Below are 15,885 nucleotides of genomic sequence, written 5' to 3' on the forward strand. Positions count from 1 at the left end.
AATTATTCATTCTCTATTTAATACTCACTCGTTGTTCAGTTTTCAAAGATCAACTTTGCGATGTTATTCGCTTTTTCGCATCACTGCGTTGTCTCAGCAGCGACCTTTATAATATAACATGTTCGCCTCTTTTAAGTCAAGAACTTTTTTTCAAGCCTTTCAAACCAAGTTCGAAACCGCTATTTTGAAGCACCTTGCCTTTTAGGGGCGAGATATAATTTATCATAGAATGAACCAGCCAGTCAACACCTTTCGCTTCAATTTTTCCGCTGGAAAAACATACCTGAAAATATAGAGCTACAGCCAGTAGCGAATTTCGCGTCCTTCCCCCAATCGTTCTTCAGCACGGGCAGAGGTCTGTCTGACGAATGAACGGTATACCAGCTTTCTGATCAATAGAGGGATGTCCTCACGAATGTACTTTAATTCAGGGTGTTCTGTCAGCTCTTGAATTCTCCATGGTTCCTTCCGGCTGCCAATAATGTGCAGCAACGCCTGACAGCACTCCTTCATTCTGGACGTCACAAAAAAATCGCACGCAATCAAGACAAGCTCAATCCGCTGTTCCAGACTCTCCTTGCTGTCTGTCAGCTCATCGAAAAGCTTATACACTTCCGTGTTAAGCTCCCGGATTTGCTCCCATATACTGTTCTCCGGTATAATTCCCCGGCTGATCAATTCAATGCGTGCGTAATGCTTCAAGGATTGCAGCATGTTATAGTAGGCATCCATGTAGTCGTGTTCCCGAGCATACTGCTTTGCTTGAACATAGGTTCTTAAAAATCCGGAAAACTCCTTCAGTTTCCGATGGTCCCACATGTCCGCTTCCAAGGCGATCATGCGGCTGCGCAGTTCTGTCACCTTGCCATGCTCCTCCCAAAAGATTTCACCGTGCAGAAAGTATCGGATAAGCTCCCGGCTTTCCCCGGAAATGCTCCACTGGAGTAAATCTTGCTGAGCAATATATTTAATCTGATAACGAATGCTTCCGCTGATACAATGCTCGATCTGGACGGAATCAGGATCCATTCTGTCGCAGATCATCAATACGATCAACTCAAAGTCATGAAGCAAGGGCCCATTAAAGCTAGAGCCCTGCTGGCGGTAGCCCACAGCTCCAATAACCTGATGATTGCCCGTCTCTCTATCCGGAATTGAAAAAACGCTCTGCTTCACAGTACCCTCCTGCCTTGGCGTACAACCGCCAATTCGTTATAATATAGTTCTACACAGCCAGAACGTTTCCTTCTTCATTGGCGATATGAAATTTCATAGAGAATTGAGGTTGTTATGGATGCTCTTTAAATCCAGCAAAATCAACGAATTTCGTCTGTGGGGACTGCTGCTTACCATGGGCGGAATGGGACTGATGATCTTGGGAACAGCAGGAATTGTATTTTGGGGACAAGCCGGCAAGGTGGCAGCCGGTATTGGTCTTGTCATCGGCTTGATCCTCATGCTTGGGAGTCTGGCCATCTATTTCTGGGCCGGGATGCTGTCCACCTCTGCCGTCCAGCTGGACTGCCCGGAATGTGGAAAGCTCACCAAAATGCTGGGTAAGACAGACCGCTGCATGTTCTGCAAAACCATCCTTACCCTGGATCGGGAACAAGCTACTGTGACAGCCGATGAGTTGGAGCAGAACCACCTCCAGCAGAATTCCGCAGCTTCAACTCCGAAATAAGGAATACATTGAAGCCCCGGGGAATTTAACCGCAAAAATAACCGCAAAAAGGCAGACCGTTCATTCGGTCTGCCTTTTTGATTACTCTATAATTTGCTTAAGCACATCCCATGCTTCAGCTGATGCAAAGCTGCGGGTCCATGTAGCGACTCCAGCAAGGCCCAGCGATTTCGCCAAATCCACTCTGCTTTGCAGCGAAACGGCATCCTCCAGCCATATCCGGTTCAGGACTTCTCCCTCTTTATACTCCACATAATTTTGGCCCGTATCTGCTGAAAACTCCGGTGTAAGCTTATAAGTTTCAATGATTTCTTTCGCCTTTTTCATTCCGATCGCCTTGGACTTCACTTCAGTCTTTCCGTCCACTTTGGTCTCGCTCCAGACTCGGGTATACAACGGGATTCCAAGAATCATCTGATCCGGATCGACCCCATCCTCCTGTAAAATGCGATTGACAGATGCTTCCACCCATGGCAGAGAGGCTACCGAGCCTGATACCGGGCTAGCAGCCCAATGCTCGTCATAAGCCATCAGAATCAAATAGTCCACCACAGGAGCCAGCGCTCGGCGGTCCAGAAAGGCCGACCACATCTCACTATTTGATTTTGGAGTTACATCAATGGATACAACAAGACCATATTCAGATGCCAACGGACGCAATTCTCTCATAAATTGAGTCAAATTCGGTCCATCCTTCGTATAGACATTTTCATAGTCGATATTAATTCCATCCAGGTCGTATAACTTGGCATAATGGAGCATCTGCAAAATCGTTGTCATTCTTTTATCAAAACTGGACAGCGCCTCAGTGGTTAGATCGGGCTCAAAGCTGTTGCTGAACAGCCCCCACACCTGCATGCCCTGATTATGGGCCCAGTTCACATAAGCAGAATCAGCCTTCGATTTGACATTCCCTTCCCCGTCAATCAGCGAGAACCAGGTTGGGCTCACCACATTTACACCAGGTAATTCACCGATCGAAGCAGGCTTTGGCGCGACCTGGTATACGGCCTCCCAGGTTAAATTCACTTTCTTGGATTTCCATTTTTCTTTTCCTGGAGACAAGGCTTGTTCCAACTCCGGCACCTGGCGGCTGCCGCCTTCCACGGTAGAGGCCTTCTTCACAAACCCTGTGTATCCATTATATAGCTGCACATAATACCATTCTTCCTGCTCTCCCAGAATACGCAGCTTCGTTCCTGATTTCATATCTTGAAGAATCGGAGCATGAATGCTCCCCTCTTCCCTTAAAGCAACCGTAAAATCCTTCTTGCTCGACTCTTTGACCGTCACATGATTCAACTGCTCTCCCGGCGTCATAAGCAATACCGCTCCAGATGCGCTATCCTCATGGATTTCGGCCCCGTAAAGCTCGGTCAACAGGTCAGCAGGAAGATAAATCACCTCGTCTTGCTTCTCGGGGGCAAACCGCAATTCTACGGGCTTATTATTGATTTGACCGGTTTTTTCATCGGTTTTTAGAAGAACCAGCTTGCGCGGAGTCGTAATAATGACAGATTGTGTCTCTTCTTCATAGAGAATCGTATCGTCAATAATCTGCTGAATGACCGGAAGCGGCAGCTTGAGACTCTCTCCTTGGCCGATCGCCGATCCCTCCAACAGCTTCCCATCAGAAAAAATCGGCTTTTCATATTTCCCCAGCCATTCCGGATCCGTATGCTCCCGGCTAGGCAATACCTCCGTGGATACCCACCACAATCCTGCAATCATTAAAACCAGGAACAGAAGCCAGCCTTTCTTGCTTTTTCGCCTCGCCTTCCCGTGTTTCATCCTTCTTGTATCCAAATGTGTTACCTCCGTCACGAGTAATCTATTTCATCTCTGATGCCTAATAATCTAACGGATGAAGCCAGATGATAGTTTCATATATTATAGCATACTAGTAATCGGCTCCAGGGCAGCCAACGCAAAGAGACCTCCCTTGCCCATGAACCCGGGTAGAGAGGTCTTATGAAAGAGAAATCAAGCCTGCTCCTGGCAGGATTTACATACACCATGCAGTTCGAGCCGGTGTCCATGAACGACGAACCCGGTTTCCTCTTCTGCACTCCGCTCAATATCCTCCAGAGAAGGATAAGAGAAATCCTTGATTTTGCCGCATTTTTCACACACGATATGATAATGATCCGATACATCCGCATCAAATCTGCTGGAGTTATCGCCGTAAGTCAATTCATGTACCATACCTGCTTCAATTAGCATCTTCAAATTATTATAGACCGTAGCCACACTCATATTAGGAAAACGAGGCTCCAAAGCACGGTAAATTTCATCTGCCGTAGGGTGGTTCATCGTCTCCATCAAATAGGAAAGAATAGCGTGACGCTGGGGCGTAATCCGTACACCAGTATTTTTCAGCTGATCTAATGCATGCTGTACGCGAGTAGCCATAAAGTCCACCGCCTTTAAAAATGTAAATTAGAATGTTTATAATTTCATTTTACGTTTACCCATTTATTTTTGTCAACGAATGAACGAGCCTTGATCCGGTCTATTCATGACAATCATAAGAATTTTAACGATAATTCACGATAAGGTTACTATTCCCGTCTACTTTTATCATATGCTCTCCATTACCTTGAATACCTGTTATTACTTTATCTTCGATAGGGAAGGGCAAATCAGATTGAATATCGCCATAGCCGCTCGAGCCCTCAAGTGTATAATCACCCGTCACAGGGATTTCCAGCGTGACTTCCCCTACGCCGCTGTACACATCCCAGTCTCCTCCAACCAAATTGCTTGATACCCGGATCTTTCCGTTCAGGGACTCTGCTTGCAACACTTGCGGTACGCCGTCGATGACAATATTGCCGTTTCTCGTTCCGGCCGTGATCTCCCCTTCGGCATTCACCAGTGAAATATCTCCTACCTTCGTAGACAAGGCAGCATCTCCGTCAATCCCGTTCGCCTTCAGATTCCCTCCCTGGGTATCGATGGTCAAATTCCCAAAGATGCGATAGAATTCAGCGTCCCCGTTCAGCACCTTGGCTGTCACATCGCCGCCGATCTCCCAAAGCCTCAGATTACCGTTGGCCGTCTGCAGCTTAATCTGCTTCAGAGCCTGCACATTGGTCAGCTTAATCGAACCCTCTGTCGTACTGATATCCAGATCGAGGAAGCGGTTCTCCGGTAATAATATGGTAAGATTCACCCTTGGATGCCGCTTGCCGGAAGCTCCGTAAAGTTGATTTTTCACAGTTAAAGTCAGAGATTTCCCCACCGTTGCAGCAATTTCCGTCTTCTCCGCAATAGGTGCAGCCTCCTCCTCAGACAGCTCATCCACCCAGACCGTTCCCTGGACCTGAATGTCTTCCGTCGTTGCACGCTTTATATCGATATCCCCATTCACACCGTTAATGACTACTTGCTCCGTCTCCAGCTCAATTGGCACTCGGACAACAGGCATTTGCAGGTGATATCCTTCCGCCTGGCTGAATTCTGCGGCTGAGGATGCCAAGTCAAGACTCACCCGGTTCCAAAGATGCATGTAATGATCCTGCTGGGTCACAGCAAATACTGAAAATGCAATCGCTACCGATAAAATAATGCCTTTAATATCGATTCGAATCCGATATGTTCGCCGCCCGGACGTTTTAAGATGCCAGAATAGAACTCCGATATAATCCACGCCGAGCAGCATTAGCACCAACGGCCACCATTCGGGAAGCTGGAAGAGATGATTCTGACCCGTTATTCGGTCCGATAACAGTACGAGCCCTACTGCAGCAATCAATGCCGCAGCTGTAAAGCGGCCAGATCGGACGAACCGGCGCCTTCCCTCTCTCCCGATCATAAGCAAGCCGCCAATAGTCAAAACGGCCGAGACTAAGTAGCCGGAGAACCAATACAAATAGGACTCCAGCCAAAACGGGTCCATGCGAAGTAAAAATATGACGGCTCCACTGCCGATCAGCATCAGTCCAGCGATTACCCCTTCACGCACATTTGCATCCTGGGGCTGAGAAGCAGGAACGTCGATGGACGCTTCTCCTTCTTCCCTGTATGCCTCTTCATAACGAATTCTGGCATTGATCAGATCAACCGCCTGAAGAACGGTATATATACTATAGAAATAAATGATCGGGATCATCAGCCCAAGCAATACAAGCAGCGGGAGGTTCAAGGCAGCTCTGACCGAGGAAAAATAAATGAGAGACGATATATCCAGCAAAAACAAGCTGATCAAAGCCGTGCCTTGTACAGGAAGCTTCAAATATAGATGTCCAAGTCCAGGAAATCCCGCCGCAAGCAGGCAGGCAACAACCTTCCGCTTCCTGCGTCTGGGACGGAATCCCCGGTTAGCTGCGCCGCCGGATCGAATAGACGCTTGACGTGGCTCTTTGCTCACAGAAATTTTCAGCGTCACCCTCTCCTCTCTGAAGTAAACATGTATACCTATATCATACCCTAATCCGGACCTACTGTAATGTGGGATCGTTTGGAGAAAGGTCTCATCATGGCTTGAAAACCCCGCAAAAAAAGGCGCGATCTCTGACAATACAGAGAATCACACCTTTCTTCGAATATAAATACCTTCAGCCAGGTCTGCGATAGTGGAACACAGTAAGCTGCGCACCTGCAACAGAACTAACCGTCTCACCCGGCTCAAAGCCGAATTTACGATACAGCTGCACAGCAGGAACATTTCCGGTTCCAGCAGTTACTGAAAAAGCATCTACATCAGGAAAGCTCCTCAAAACATGCTCTACTAATCGAGAGCCAATGCCTTGACGCAGGCAATCCTGCCGGATCATGAGTCTGGTAATCTCCACTTGAGCCGGAGAGCCGGAGAGAAATACAGCGATTGCACCCAGCAGCTCCTCCTCTTCCGAGATCATTCCGAAAAAAAGATCACCGCTGGATCGCAGCGAGCCGAAGGTTTCAGGGAGCGGGGGAACATTTTTCAGTCCCATCGCAGCCGCCTCCATACGATAAGCCGTATGCTGAAGACTCCAAATCTGTTCAACGATATTCGGATCCTGCAAGGACAGGCTTGCGATCATTTCGGGCTCCCCCCTTTCCTGACCAGCGAATCAAGGCTTAATTCTTGAGCACATCCAGCAGTAGCTTATTGACCAACCCAGGGTTAGCCTTGCCCTTGCTCTGCTTCATGACCTGCCCGACGAGGAAGCCGATCGCCTTATCCTTACCGGCCTTGTAATCCTGTACCGAAGCCGGATTATTCGCCACAACCTCTTGCACGATCACCAGAATAGCGCCCTCATCGCTGATTTGAACCAGGCCCTGCTCCTCCACAATCTGCTGAGGGAGCTTGCCGCTTTGAAGCATTTCCTTAAATACGGTCTTGGCAATCTTGGAGCTGATCGTTCCTTGTGCAATCAGATTCACCATCTCACCCAAGCCCTGCCCGGTCAACTTAATCTGGGATACTTCAAGGTTGTTCGTATTCAGGTATCCAAGCAGCTCACCCATCACCCAGTTGGAGACTGACTTGGCATCACTCGTAAATTTCAAGCTCTCCTCGAACAGATCCGCCAGCGCCTTGGATGACGTAATCACACCCGCATCATATTCAGGCAAGCCGTACTCTGAGGCATAACGTGCTTTACGGGCATCCGGGAGCTCAGGGATCGTGGCGCGAACGGCATCCTTCCATTCCTGGCTAATTTGAATTTTGACCAGATCTGGATCCGGGAAGTAGCGATAATCATGCGCTTCTTCCTTCCCGCGCATGGAGAAGGTCTTCCCTTGCGCTTCATCCCAGCGGCGGGTCTCCTGCACAACAACCCCGCCGTCATCAAGAATCTCGGCCTGCCGGATCTCTTCGTATTCCAGACCGCGCAGCACACCGCGGAACGAGTTCATATTCTTGAGCTCAGCACGGATGCCAAATTCCTTCTGTCCGCGAGGACGAAGACTAATGTTAGCGTCACAGCGCATCGAGCCCTCTTCCATCTTCACATCGGACACGTCGCAATATTGCATGATCGCCCGCATTTTTTCCAGATAAGCGCGAGCCTCTTCCGGAGAGGAGATGTCAGGCTCCGACACAATCTCAATCAACGGAGTTCCCACGCGGTTAAAATCGACAAGGGAAGCATAGCCACCGTCGACATGCGTCAGCTTGCCGGCATCCTCTTCCAGATGCACACGTGTAATTCCGATTCTTTTCGTCACTCCGTCTACTTCAATGTCGATATAGCCGTGTTCCCCGATCGGCTGGTCAAATTGTGAAATCTGATAAGCCTTTGGCGAATCCGGATAGAAGTAGTTCTTCCGGTCGAATTTGCTCACATCGCCAATCCGGCAGTTGAGCGCCATCGCCGCCTTCATTGCATATTCTACCGCCTGGCGGTTCAGCACAGGCAGCACGCCAGGGTGCCCGAGACACACCGGGCAAGTATGACTGTTCGGAGGAGCGCCGAATTCCGTGGAGCAGCCGCAAAAGATCTTTGATTTCGTATGCAGCTCCACATGCACTTCCAGTCCGATTACTGTTTCATAATTGGATGTTGACATGTTGACCCTCCTGATTAGCCCGTCTTACAGCACCGGGCGTTGTTTATGGTGGTCCGTATGAGCTTCAAACGCATGGGCTACACGGAGAATGGTGCTCTCATCGAACGCTTTGCCGATCAATTGCAGCCCGACCGGAAGTCCCTCGGCAAAGCCGCACGGAATGCTGATTGCAGGTACACCGGCAAGGTTGACAGGAATCGTCAAAATATCGTTCAGATACATCGTAAGCGGATCATCCACTTGAGATCCCAACGCAAAGGCCGTAGTAGGAGCTGTAGGCCCCAGAATAATGTCGAATTTATCGAAGGTCTGATCAAAGTCCTGCTTGATCAAGGTCCGCACCTTTTGCGCCTTCAAATAGTAGGCGTCATAATAACCCGAGCTTAGCGCATAGGTTCCCAGCATAATCCGGCGCTTCACTTCCGGCCCAAAGCCTTGGCTGCGAGATTCCAGATACAGATCAAGCAAGCCTCCGGCATGGTCGGCACGCACACCATAGCGGACGCCGTCGAACCGGGACAGGTTGGAAGAGGCCTCCGATGAAGCAAGCAGATAGTAAGCAGCCACGGCATATTCCGTATGCGGCAGCGAGACTTCCTCCCAGACGGCACCCAACCCTTCCAGCACGCGAAGCGATTCCATAATGGCATCCTTAACCAGCGGATCTACGCCATTCAGGTATTCCTTAGGAACGGCAATTCGGAGTCCCTTAATTTCACCGGTCAGAGCTTGTACATAATTAGACGTATCCACATTGGCAGAAGTCGAATCTCTGTGATCATGTCCGGCAATCGCCTGCAGAACATAAGCGGCGTCTTCCACATTTTTTGTCACCGGACCAATCTGATCCAGGGAAGAGGCAAACGCCACCAGCCCGTAACGGGACACCCGTCCATAAGTTGGCTTGAGTCCGACAACGCCGCAATAAGAAGCAGGCTGGCGAATCGAGCCGCCGGTATCCGAACCGAGCGCAAAATAAGCTTCGCCCGCCGCAACAGCCGCTGCCGAGCCGCCGCTCGAGCCGCCCGGAACCCGGGTCAGGTCCCAAGGGTTGCGAACCGGCCGGTACGCCGAGTTCTCGTTGGAGCCTCCCATGGCGAATTCATCCATATTGAGCTTGCCGACAGTTACAGCCTCGGCCTCCTTCAGCTTCGAGACGACCGTTGCATCATAAATCGGATTATAGTTGTCCAAAAAACGGCTGGCACAGGTGGTCCGAAGCCCCTCTGTTACCATGTTGTCCTTGATCCCGACAGGCAATCCGAAGAGCAGCCCCTTGCCGCCTCCCTGAACCAGTTTGTTATCCAGCTTTGCCGCCTCTTGACGGGCTGCTTCCTCATTAAGCGTTAAATAGGCGCCGATGCGCTCATCACGCTCTGATATTTTAGCGAACGCCTCACCCACCAAATCGGTCACCGACAGTTCCTTCTTGTCCAGCCGATTATGTATCTCCTGCAAACGCAAATCAAACAGCGTCACTCACGCGTCCTCCTTCCAAATTCACCAATATCTATATAAGTTGAACTAAAGATTGTACGCTGGGGGCAACGTGTGAAGTGTTCTTACGATCGCTGTTGTTCACGGAATTCTTTGACTGAACTAAGCCATCATAGAGTAGAAATCCGCTCACAAAGGCGAACGCTATCCGAGCCTATGCTCCCGAAGTAGCTTTCTTTCAGAAAGCTTTCACTTCAGAAAACTTCTCACTTCAGAAAACTTCTCACTTATGCCCTTTCTGTGTACTTTTCTAGTTCAACTTATATAATTCCGGCCATCGTTATTGCATTATTGCATGCTGCTTAATCCAATACCGCCGGCACTTTAAATTGCCCGTCTTCCTCCTCCGGCGCATTCCGGAATACCTTCTCCTGCGGCAGGCTCTCTCTGACCTCATCCTCACGCATCACATTGCTGAGATGAAGCACATGAGTCGTCGGCTCCACTTGATCCGTATCGAGCTCGTTCAATTTTTCGGCATATTGTAAAATCGCATTCAGCTGTTCCGTAAAAGTCTCACGTTCTGCTTCGGTGAGATTTAGTCTGGCCAGCTTGGCTACATGCTCCACATCATTCACCTGGATACTCATTTCACGCTTCCTCCCTCTTCTTTACATGAATAAAATTATATTGTAGATTAAGGCGGAGTTCAATCCGTTAAAGCACGAAAAAAGAAGAACGGCGCCATTCCAAAAGGAATATGTTTCCTTAGGGGACCGATCCTTTGTAGTGAGAAACTAAAAACAGATAAACGTTTCGGTTTATCTGCAGCTGGAGTCTTTAGCGGGATGGAGTACATTTGCCATATTTTAGTGCCAAAAGGCATTAAAATATGCTGCTGGGGTCGGACTGAGCTTATTTTAGTGCCAAAAGGCATTAAAATTCGTTGCTGGGGCCGGGCCGAGCTTATTTTAGTGCCAAAAGGCATTAAAATTCGTTGCTGGGGCCGGGCTGAGCTTATTTTAGTGCCAAAAGGCATTAAAATCCGCTTCTGAGGCCGGGACGAGCTTATTTTAGTGCCAAAAGGCATTAAAATCCGCTTCTGAGGCCGGGCCGAGCTTATTTTAGTGCCAAAAGGCATTAAAATCCGCTTCTGAGGCCGGGCCGAGCTTATTTTAGTGCCAAAAGGCATTAAAATTCACTGCTGGAGCCGGACCGAGCTTATTTTAGTGCCAAAAGGCATTAAAATTCGTTGCTGGGGCCGGGCCGAGCACATTTTAGTGCCAAAAGGCATTAAAATTCGTTGCTGGGGCCGGGCTGAGCTTATTTTAGTGCCAAAAGGCATTAAAATTCGTTGCTGGGGTCGGGCCGAGCTTATTTTAGTGCCAAAAGGCATTAAAATTCGTTGCTGGAGCCGGGCCGAGCACATTTTAGTGCCAAAAGGCATTAAAATTGCGCCGACGTGGCTGGGTGGAGCGAATTATAGGTAAAAGAATAGGGGCCCCTTCATCATCCATGTGACTTTTGAAAGGGCCCCATTCATATTTAGAAGATTCGATTCTATATCCAGGCCCGCAGATTTACTTGCTTAATAAACTCTGCTGTAGACATGGCTTCCTTTGTTGGTTCCTTCTGCTCATCCACATCATGGTCCTCGCCATTTAGCACATGCAGAAACAGCTTCTCGTTATGCGTAGCCAATGCGTAATCAATCAACGCCTCCTGCAGCGCCCGTTCTGCTTCCCATTCTATCAGCACTGCTTCCGACTCGACATCTTCGGCAGGAACATAATAGTTCCGTCCTGTCTTCGGAGAGCGGATCACATAATCAAAAGCATTATCCGGATTACGGTCATAAGCAATCACGTAACCATATTCCCCAACAGGAAGATTCTGCTCAAAGGCATCACCGACGAATACAATCTTTTCTCCCAACTGCAGCATCGTCTTCCTCCCTGAAATTAAAATGAGTGTTCAAAAAGTCAAATTTTCAGCACCGAGAAGATTGAATAAAGCCAGGGACTGAGTAGCGGAGCTGCACGTTTTCGAAGAAATCGACTTCGAAAGCATGTGCTTGACAAAACCACGCGAGTCAAATGCTTCCCAAGGAAGCATACCTCGTAAGCAATTGCTCGGAAGTCCCGGCTGAACTCAAGACTCGACATCGAGTCTGCTTCATGATCTACTTCGTGATCAAAAGATGACCTTTAGAACTACCTCTTAAAGTTATTATATAATCCTACTAAAAAAAATAAAGAAGGGCAACTATACCAAGTTGAACTAATGTTTGAACGTTGGAGCAACGTGTGTTTGAACGATGGGGCAACGTGCGAAGTGTCCTTACGATTGTTGTTGTTCGCGGATTCCTTTAACCGAACTAAACTATCACATGTAGAAATCCGCTCTTAAAGGCGCCCCCTAACGATCAATGCCTCCAAAGCAGCTTTCGAAGCAGCTTTCTTACAGAAAACTCTTAACATTTTACACTTATGCTCTTTCCACGCTGTCTCTTCAGTTCAATTTATATAGTTAAAAAGTAAAAAAAGAACGCAAACCGGGACAGGCCGCAGCTTGCGTGCTTCGCAAAGGTTACAATTAATTAATGATTAAATATTAGCAAAGCGCTGACAGCTTGTCCAGCCTTTTTGCATTTTTCGCACAGAAATTTGTTGTAAATGCAGAATACCCGTCGAGAAAGCTTAAGATACATAAGGATTGTTCTGCTTTTCAAACCCGATCGTCGTTGCTGGGCCGTGGCCGGGATAGACCCTCGTGCCCTCAGGAAACTGGAACAATGTGCCTCTGATAGAGTTATACAGATCCGCCTCTCTGCCTCCGGGCAGATCGGTACGGCCGATGCTCATTTTGAACAGGCAATCCCCCGAGAATAAATGCTCTCCGCACAAGAAGCTTACACCGCCCGGGGAATGTCCCGGTGTATGGAATACTCTAAACTCATGCCCCGCCAGCTTCAGCTTCTGTCCTTGCGCCAAATCATACTCAGCTTCAGCCGTCGCGATCGGACCGGTCACATTCGGCCAGAGCAGGGAGCCATTAAGCTTAGGGTTTGTAAGCCATTCCGCTTCCGAAGGATGGAGGTAAACCGGGCAGCCCTTCAGCTTCCGGATTTCGTCCACCCCTCCAATATGGTCGAAGTGGGCGTGTGTCAGTAAAATGGCTTCGATCTCCACATCCTTGATCCGCTTAATCAGGGCACCGGGGTTCATGCCAGGATCGATAATAATCGCCTTCTGCTTATCCTCACCATAGATCAGATAGGCATTGGTCTGCAGCGGGCCAAGCGAAAAGCTCTCTACGTTCAACATGCTAGATTAACCCGGAGATCAATTTACGCAACTCGGTCACGACCGATCCGTTCACTCCGGCTCCTTCCTCATATTTCACGGCCATCGCTTTACGGACTTCGCCAATCTTCTCTTCGTAATCCGGTGCCTCCCGGGCGGGATTCTGACGCTTGAACTCGATCATCAGCGCCTGTACATGCTCCGGTCTTGGCCCCCATTGCCCCAGCACCTGACCCTGATCGTCGGCGAAAATGATAATCGGAACGGAGCGTCCTCCGTTGGTCAGAAAATGCTCCATGAGGTCCTGATGTTGCTCTAATATAAATACCTCCGCCGTTAAGCCCGAAGCTTCAAGCGCTTGAAAGACAACGGGTACACTGCGCACCACATCCCCGCACCAATCAGCGGCAAGAATCAGTACGCGCAGATTACTCTTGCCTTGCAGGCCCTCAAAAAAGGCACGGTCCTCTTCGCTCTGCCAGGCAAATTTGTCATAATTGGCTTGAAAAGCCTCCTTATTCTTCTGCATGCCCTCCATAAATTGAAGAGGCGTTATTCCAGCTCCGAACTTATACGCAACATTTACGCTCATCTTAGGCATCCCCTTTCTTTTTTGAAGCTCCATACCATTTTACGAGAATATACACAATGAACAATGCGGCGGCAACCAGCAAAATCGGAATAACAAGCGGGCCGGCCTTTTCGTCTACATGCTGCCAGCCTTCGCCCAGCTTGAGTCCCAGATAGACAAACAGCACGGACCAAGGAATGACCGCGAGCGTTGTCAGGCCGACAAATTTGCCTAAAGGCATTTTGGCCATACCTGCGGGAATCGAGATCGCATGTCTGGCCACCGGAATGAATCGAGCCGTAAAGATCACGCCAGGGCCGTATTTTTCAAACCATGCCTCCGAGACATCGATATGCTTCTTTTGAATCAGAATATATTTGCCGTAGCGCTCCAAAATGGGCCTTCCCCCATAACGCCCGATCCAGTAAATAAATAGTTGAGCAATCACGCCGCCGATAACACCAAAGATGACAGCTCCTATGAAATTAATATACCCGCCGTATACCAAATAACCGCCATAAGCCAAGACAATTTCGCTCGGAATGACTTCAATCATCAATCCGAACATAATTCCGAAATACCCCATTTGCTGAATCCACTCCAGCAGCACGCTAATCAATTGATTAATCCATTCCACTGCGTTTGCCCCGCTCCCTGATTTCCTTTTTCACCAGTCTATTCTATCACAGCCCGGGACATGCATTCTACTTAAGCAAACAGATCCATTTAGCTTCTGGGAATGTGCCCTTTCATCATTCGAAGGCATATGCTGGAGAGAAGGAGGGAAGCAAGATGATGCCCAAACCCGGGAAACACACTTCACCGCTGCCCACGCCTAGAAAAATCCGCCGCAGCTGCAGCAAGGAGCTGTATCGCACAATCAAGCGGCTGGACACCTATATTCCGGAGGAGCGCATTCGGCAGGGAGAAGACCTATATTACCGCAAGGTCATCGGGAATCTGCTATGGATCGCGGAAAATATAAGCAATCGGCGGCTGCTCTCCGATTGGTGGGATGAAGCCGTTAGTGCAGAGCTCGCCGAGCTGTGGGAGGTGGATCGAGAGACTCTGTCCAAGGCCTTCCGGGCCGCATTTGGCGGTTAACGGCTAATACGGACCAGGCTGGCAAGCGGATTCTGAAACGGGGTTCATTCGCAAAGCCGGCAGCGACTCTCTCATGCTCCGAAGCTGCTCGCCAAGCCGAATTACTGTCTCCTCCCCTCCAAAATTCAGATCATTTCTCCGCCAGGGCCCTCCCGCTGTTAATTCCGTATAACGAGCGTAAAGCTCTGCCCCGGCAGCGAGCGCTTGCCAGGCTGCCTGCTGCTGCGATTCACGTTCTGCCGCCCGGTCCGATATCTTCATCGCTGCCAGCCGGGAGGCTTCCGACAGCGCGGTAACCCACGTCATGTTACTGTAGCGATTCAGCTCGGTAGCCCGCTGCAAATGCTCCAGAGCGGCCAAATCTTCCCGCTCGGCAAGCAGCTTGCCAAGCGCCAGTTCCAGCTCCGGCTGCGCTCGCTCATAGCTAAGTCCGCGCTGCAGCCAGACGGCAGCCTCCTCGGAATCGGAGCGCGCAGCAAGAGCAAGGTGCAGCCGGTGCCTTGCAGGAGCCAAGGTGCTTGCCTGCCGGAGCAGCTTTTCGGCCTCCTGTGGATACTGAGCCTCTACAGCAAGGGCCAGACGCTCCCGCCGCAGGCTCTCTGCCTGCCCCAAACACAAGACGGCGGCGCAGAGCAACGCCAGCGCAGCAGTGCCAGGCAGCAGAACACGAAAGAAGCGGATGCTTCGGAAATGAGTCAGGAGGACAAGCCGATGCAATAACGAATGCGTGAACTGGCGTCGCCATCTCTGTCGCAGTGACGAATGTGGCGGTGACGAACCTGGCAGTGACAAGGTTTCTTTCGCCGAAGTAAGTGGCGCCTCGACCTTGGCCCAGCGGAACAGCCAGATGAGGAGCAGCCAGACCAGACCATAGCTAAGGTCAAAGTCGATGAGGCTGTGAAGCAGGAGGAGCAGAACGCTGGGCAGCAGCCGGCAGCGGCTCTGGAAGGCGGAGCGCAGGGCCGGGATGATCCAGGCGAGCAGCACAAGTACGCCCGCGAGCCCGAGATCCATCAGCAGGTCGAGATAGCCGCTGTGCACCTCGCTGCCCGTATATGGGCTGCTCTGCACGCTGCGATAGACGCTGCGCCAGGTGTCGCCGCCCTGACCGAGCCAGGGCGCACCGCCGATGACCCGCAGGGCATCGGCATACATATCGCCGCGCGCGAGTAGCGTCGCGGCGCCCGTAAGCCGCTGCGGCAGCACCAGCAGCGCGCCGGGCCATGCCGCCGCCAGCGCCAGCAGGCCTGCGGCCGCGGCGAGGGCGGCAACACCGGCAG

At 50.2% G+C, this 15,885-nt stretch carries 16 protein-coding genes; 3 read left to right on the forward strand and 13 right to left on the reverse strand.

Annotation, left to right across the window (positions count from 1 at the left end; genetic code table 11):
• Nucleotides 1-297: 297 nt before the first annotated feature.
• Nucleotides 298-1,176, reverse strand: a complete 879-nt coding sequence (locus TX85_RS22795; protein ID WP_044482204.1) for a nucleotidyltransferase-like protein — start codon at nt 1,174-1,176, stop codon at nt 298-300.
• 118 nt (nt 1,177-1,294) lie between these two features.
• Between TX85_RS22795 and TX85_RS22800 the strand changes: the two genes are divergently transcribed.
• Nucleotides 1,295-1,684 carry a YgzB family protein gene (locus tag TX85_RS22800; protein ID WP_044482205.1) on the forward strand — a complete coding sequence of 130 codons (390 nt, stop codon included), beginning with the start codon at nt 1,295-1,297 and terminating at the stop codon, nt 1,682-1,684.
• A gap of 81 nt (nt 1,685-1,765) precedes the next feature.
• Here the strand turns inward: TX85_RS22800 and TX85_RS22805 are convergent, their stop codons facing one another.
• From TX85_RS22805 to gatC, 7 genes are all read right to left on the reverse strand, one after another.
• A complete protein-coding gene (locus TX85_RS22805; RefSeq protein ID WP_044482455.1) occupies nt 1,766-3,475 on the reverse strand; it encodes a glycosyl hydrolase family 18 protein in 1,710 nt (569 codons plus the stop codon).
• 192 nt (nt 3,476-3,667) lie between these two features.
• A complete protein-coding gene (locus TX85_RS22810) occupies nt 3,668-4,096 on the reverse strand; it encodes a Fur family transcriptional regulator (RefSeq protein WP_044482206.1) in 429 nt (142 codons plus the stop codon).
• A gap of 124 nt (nt 4,097-4,220) precedes the next feature.
• Nucleotides 4,221-6,056, reverse strand: a complete 1,836-nt coding sequence (locus tag TX85_RS22815; protein WP_081671869.1) for a DUF4097 family beta strand repeat-containing protein — start codon at nt 6,054-6,056, stop codon at nt 4,221-4,223.
• A 187-nt stretch (nt 6,057-6,243) separates the two neighbouring features.
• The gene (locus tag TX85_RS22820; RefSeq protein ID WP_044482207.1) at nt 6,244-6,711 is read right to left on the reverse strand and encodes a GNAT family N-acetyltransferase; all 468 of its coding nucleotides are present in this window, start codon (nt 6,709-6,711) and stop codon (nt 6,244-6,246) included.
• A 37-nt stretch (nt 6,712-6,748) separates the two neighbouring features.
• Complete coding sequence (gene gatB / locus TX85_RS22825; protein ID WP_044482208.1) at nt 6,749-8,188, reverse strand: Asp-tRNA(Asn)/Glu-tRNA(Gln) amidotransferase subunit GatB; 1,440 nt, start codon at nt 8,186-8,188, stop codon at nt 6,749-6,751.
• Between the two features lie 24 nt (nt 8,189-8,212).
• Entirely contained in the window at nt 8,213-9,667 is a 1,455-nt protein-coding gene (gene gatA / locus TX85_RS22830; protein ID WP_044482209.1) for an Asp-tRNA(Asn)/Glu-tRNA(Gln) amidotransferase subunit GatA, read from the reverse strand.
• 320 nt (nt 9,668-9,987) lie between these two features.
• Nucleotides 9,988-10,275, reverse strand: coding sequence for an Asp-tRNA(Asn)/Glu-tRNA(Gln) amidotransferase subunit GatC (gatC, locus tag TX85_RS22835; RefSeq protein WP_044482210.1), 288 nt, complete (start codon nt 10,273-10,275; stop codon nt 9,988-9,990).
• A gap of 528 nt (nt 10,276-10,803) precedes the next feature.
• Between gatC and TX85_RS26905 the strand changes: the two genes are divergently transcribed.
• On the forward strand, nt 10,804-11,115 hold the full coding sequence (locus TX85_RS26905) for a hypothetical protein (RefSeq protein WP_148444404.1): 312 nt from the start codon (nt 10,804-10,806) through the stop codon (nt 11,113-11,115).
• Nucleotides 11,116-11,185: 70 nt separating this feature from the next.
• Here the strand turns inward: TX85_RS26905 and TX85_RS22845 are convergent, their stop codons facing one another.
• The 4 genes from TX85_RS22845 to TX85_RS22860 form a co-directional block, all read right to left on the reverse strand.
• A complete protein-coding gene (locus TX85_RS22845; RefSeq protein ID WP_044482212.1) occupies nt 11,186-11,569 on the reverse strand; it encodes a hypothetical protein in 384 nt (127 codons plus the stop codon).
• 755 nt (nt 11,570-12,324) lie between these two features.
• A complete protein-coding gene (locus TX85_RS22850) occupies nt 12,325-12,951 on the reverse strand; it encodes an MBL fold metallo-hydrolase (protein WP_044482213.1) in 627 nt (208 codons plus the stop codon).
• A gap of 1 nt (nt 12,952) precedes the next feature.
• Nucleotides 12,953-13,522: a thioredoxin family protein gene (locus tag TX85_RS22855; protein ID WP_044482214.1), complete on the reverse strand. Its 570-nt coding sequence runs from the start codon at nt 13,520-13,522 to the stop codon at nt 12,953-12,955.
• 1 nt (nt 13,523) lies between these two features.
• Complete coding sequence (locus tag TX85_RS22860) at nt 13,524-14,138, reverse strand: DedA family protein (protein WP_044482216.1); 615 nt, start codon at nt 14,136-14,138, stop codon at nt 13,524-13,526.
• Between the two features lie 155 nt (nt 14,139-14,293).
• Between TX85_RS22860 and TX85_RS22865 the strand changes: the two genes are divergently transcribed.
• Complete coding sequence (locus tag TX85_RS22865) at nt 14,294-14,605, forward strand: hypothetical protein (protein WP_044482218.1); 312 nt, start codon at nt 14,294-14,296, stop codon at nt 14,603-14,605.
• Between the two features lie 3 nt (nt 14,606-14,608).
• Here TX85_RS22865 and TX85_RS22870 read toward each other — a convergent pair whose 3' ends face one another.
• The gene (locus tag TX85_RS22870; protein WP_071784250.1) at nt 14,609-15,760 is read right to left on the reverse strand and encodes a tetratricopeptide repeat protein; all 1,152 of its coding nucleotides are present in this window, start codon (nt 15,758-15,760) and stop codon (nt 14,609-14,611) included.
• Between the last annotated feature and the right edge of the window lie 125 nt (nt 15,761-15,885).

The sequence above is a fragment of the Paenibacillus antibioticophila genome (assembly GCF_000455265.1).
Classification (GTDB): Bacteria; Bacillota; Bacilli; order Paenibacillales; family Paenibacillaceae; genus Fontibacillus; species Fontibacillus antibioticophila.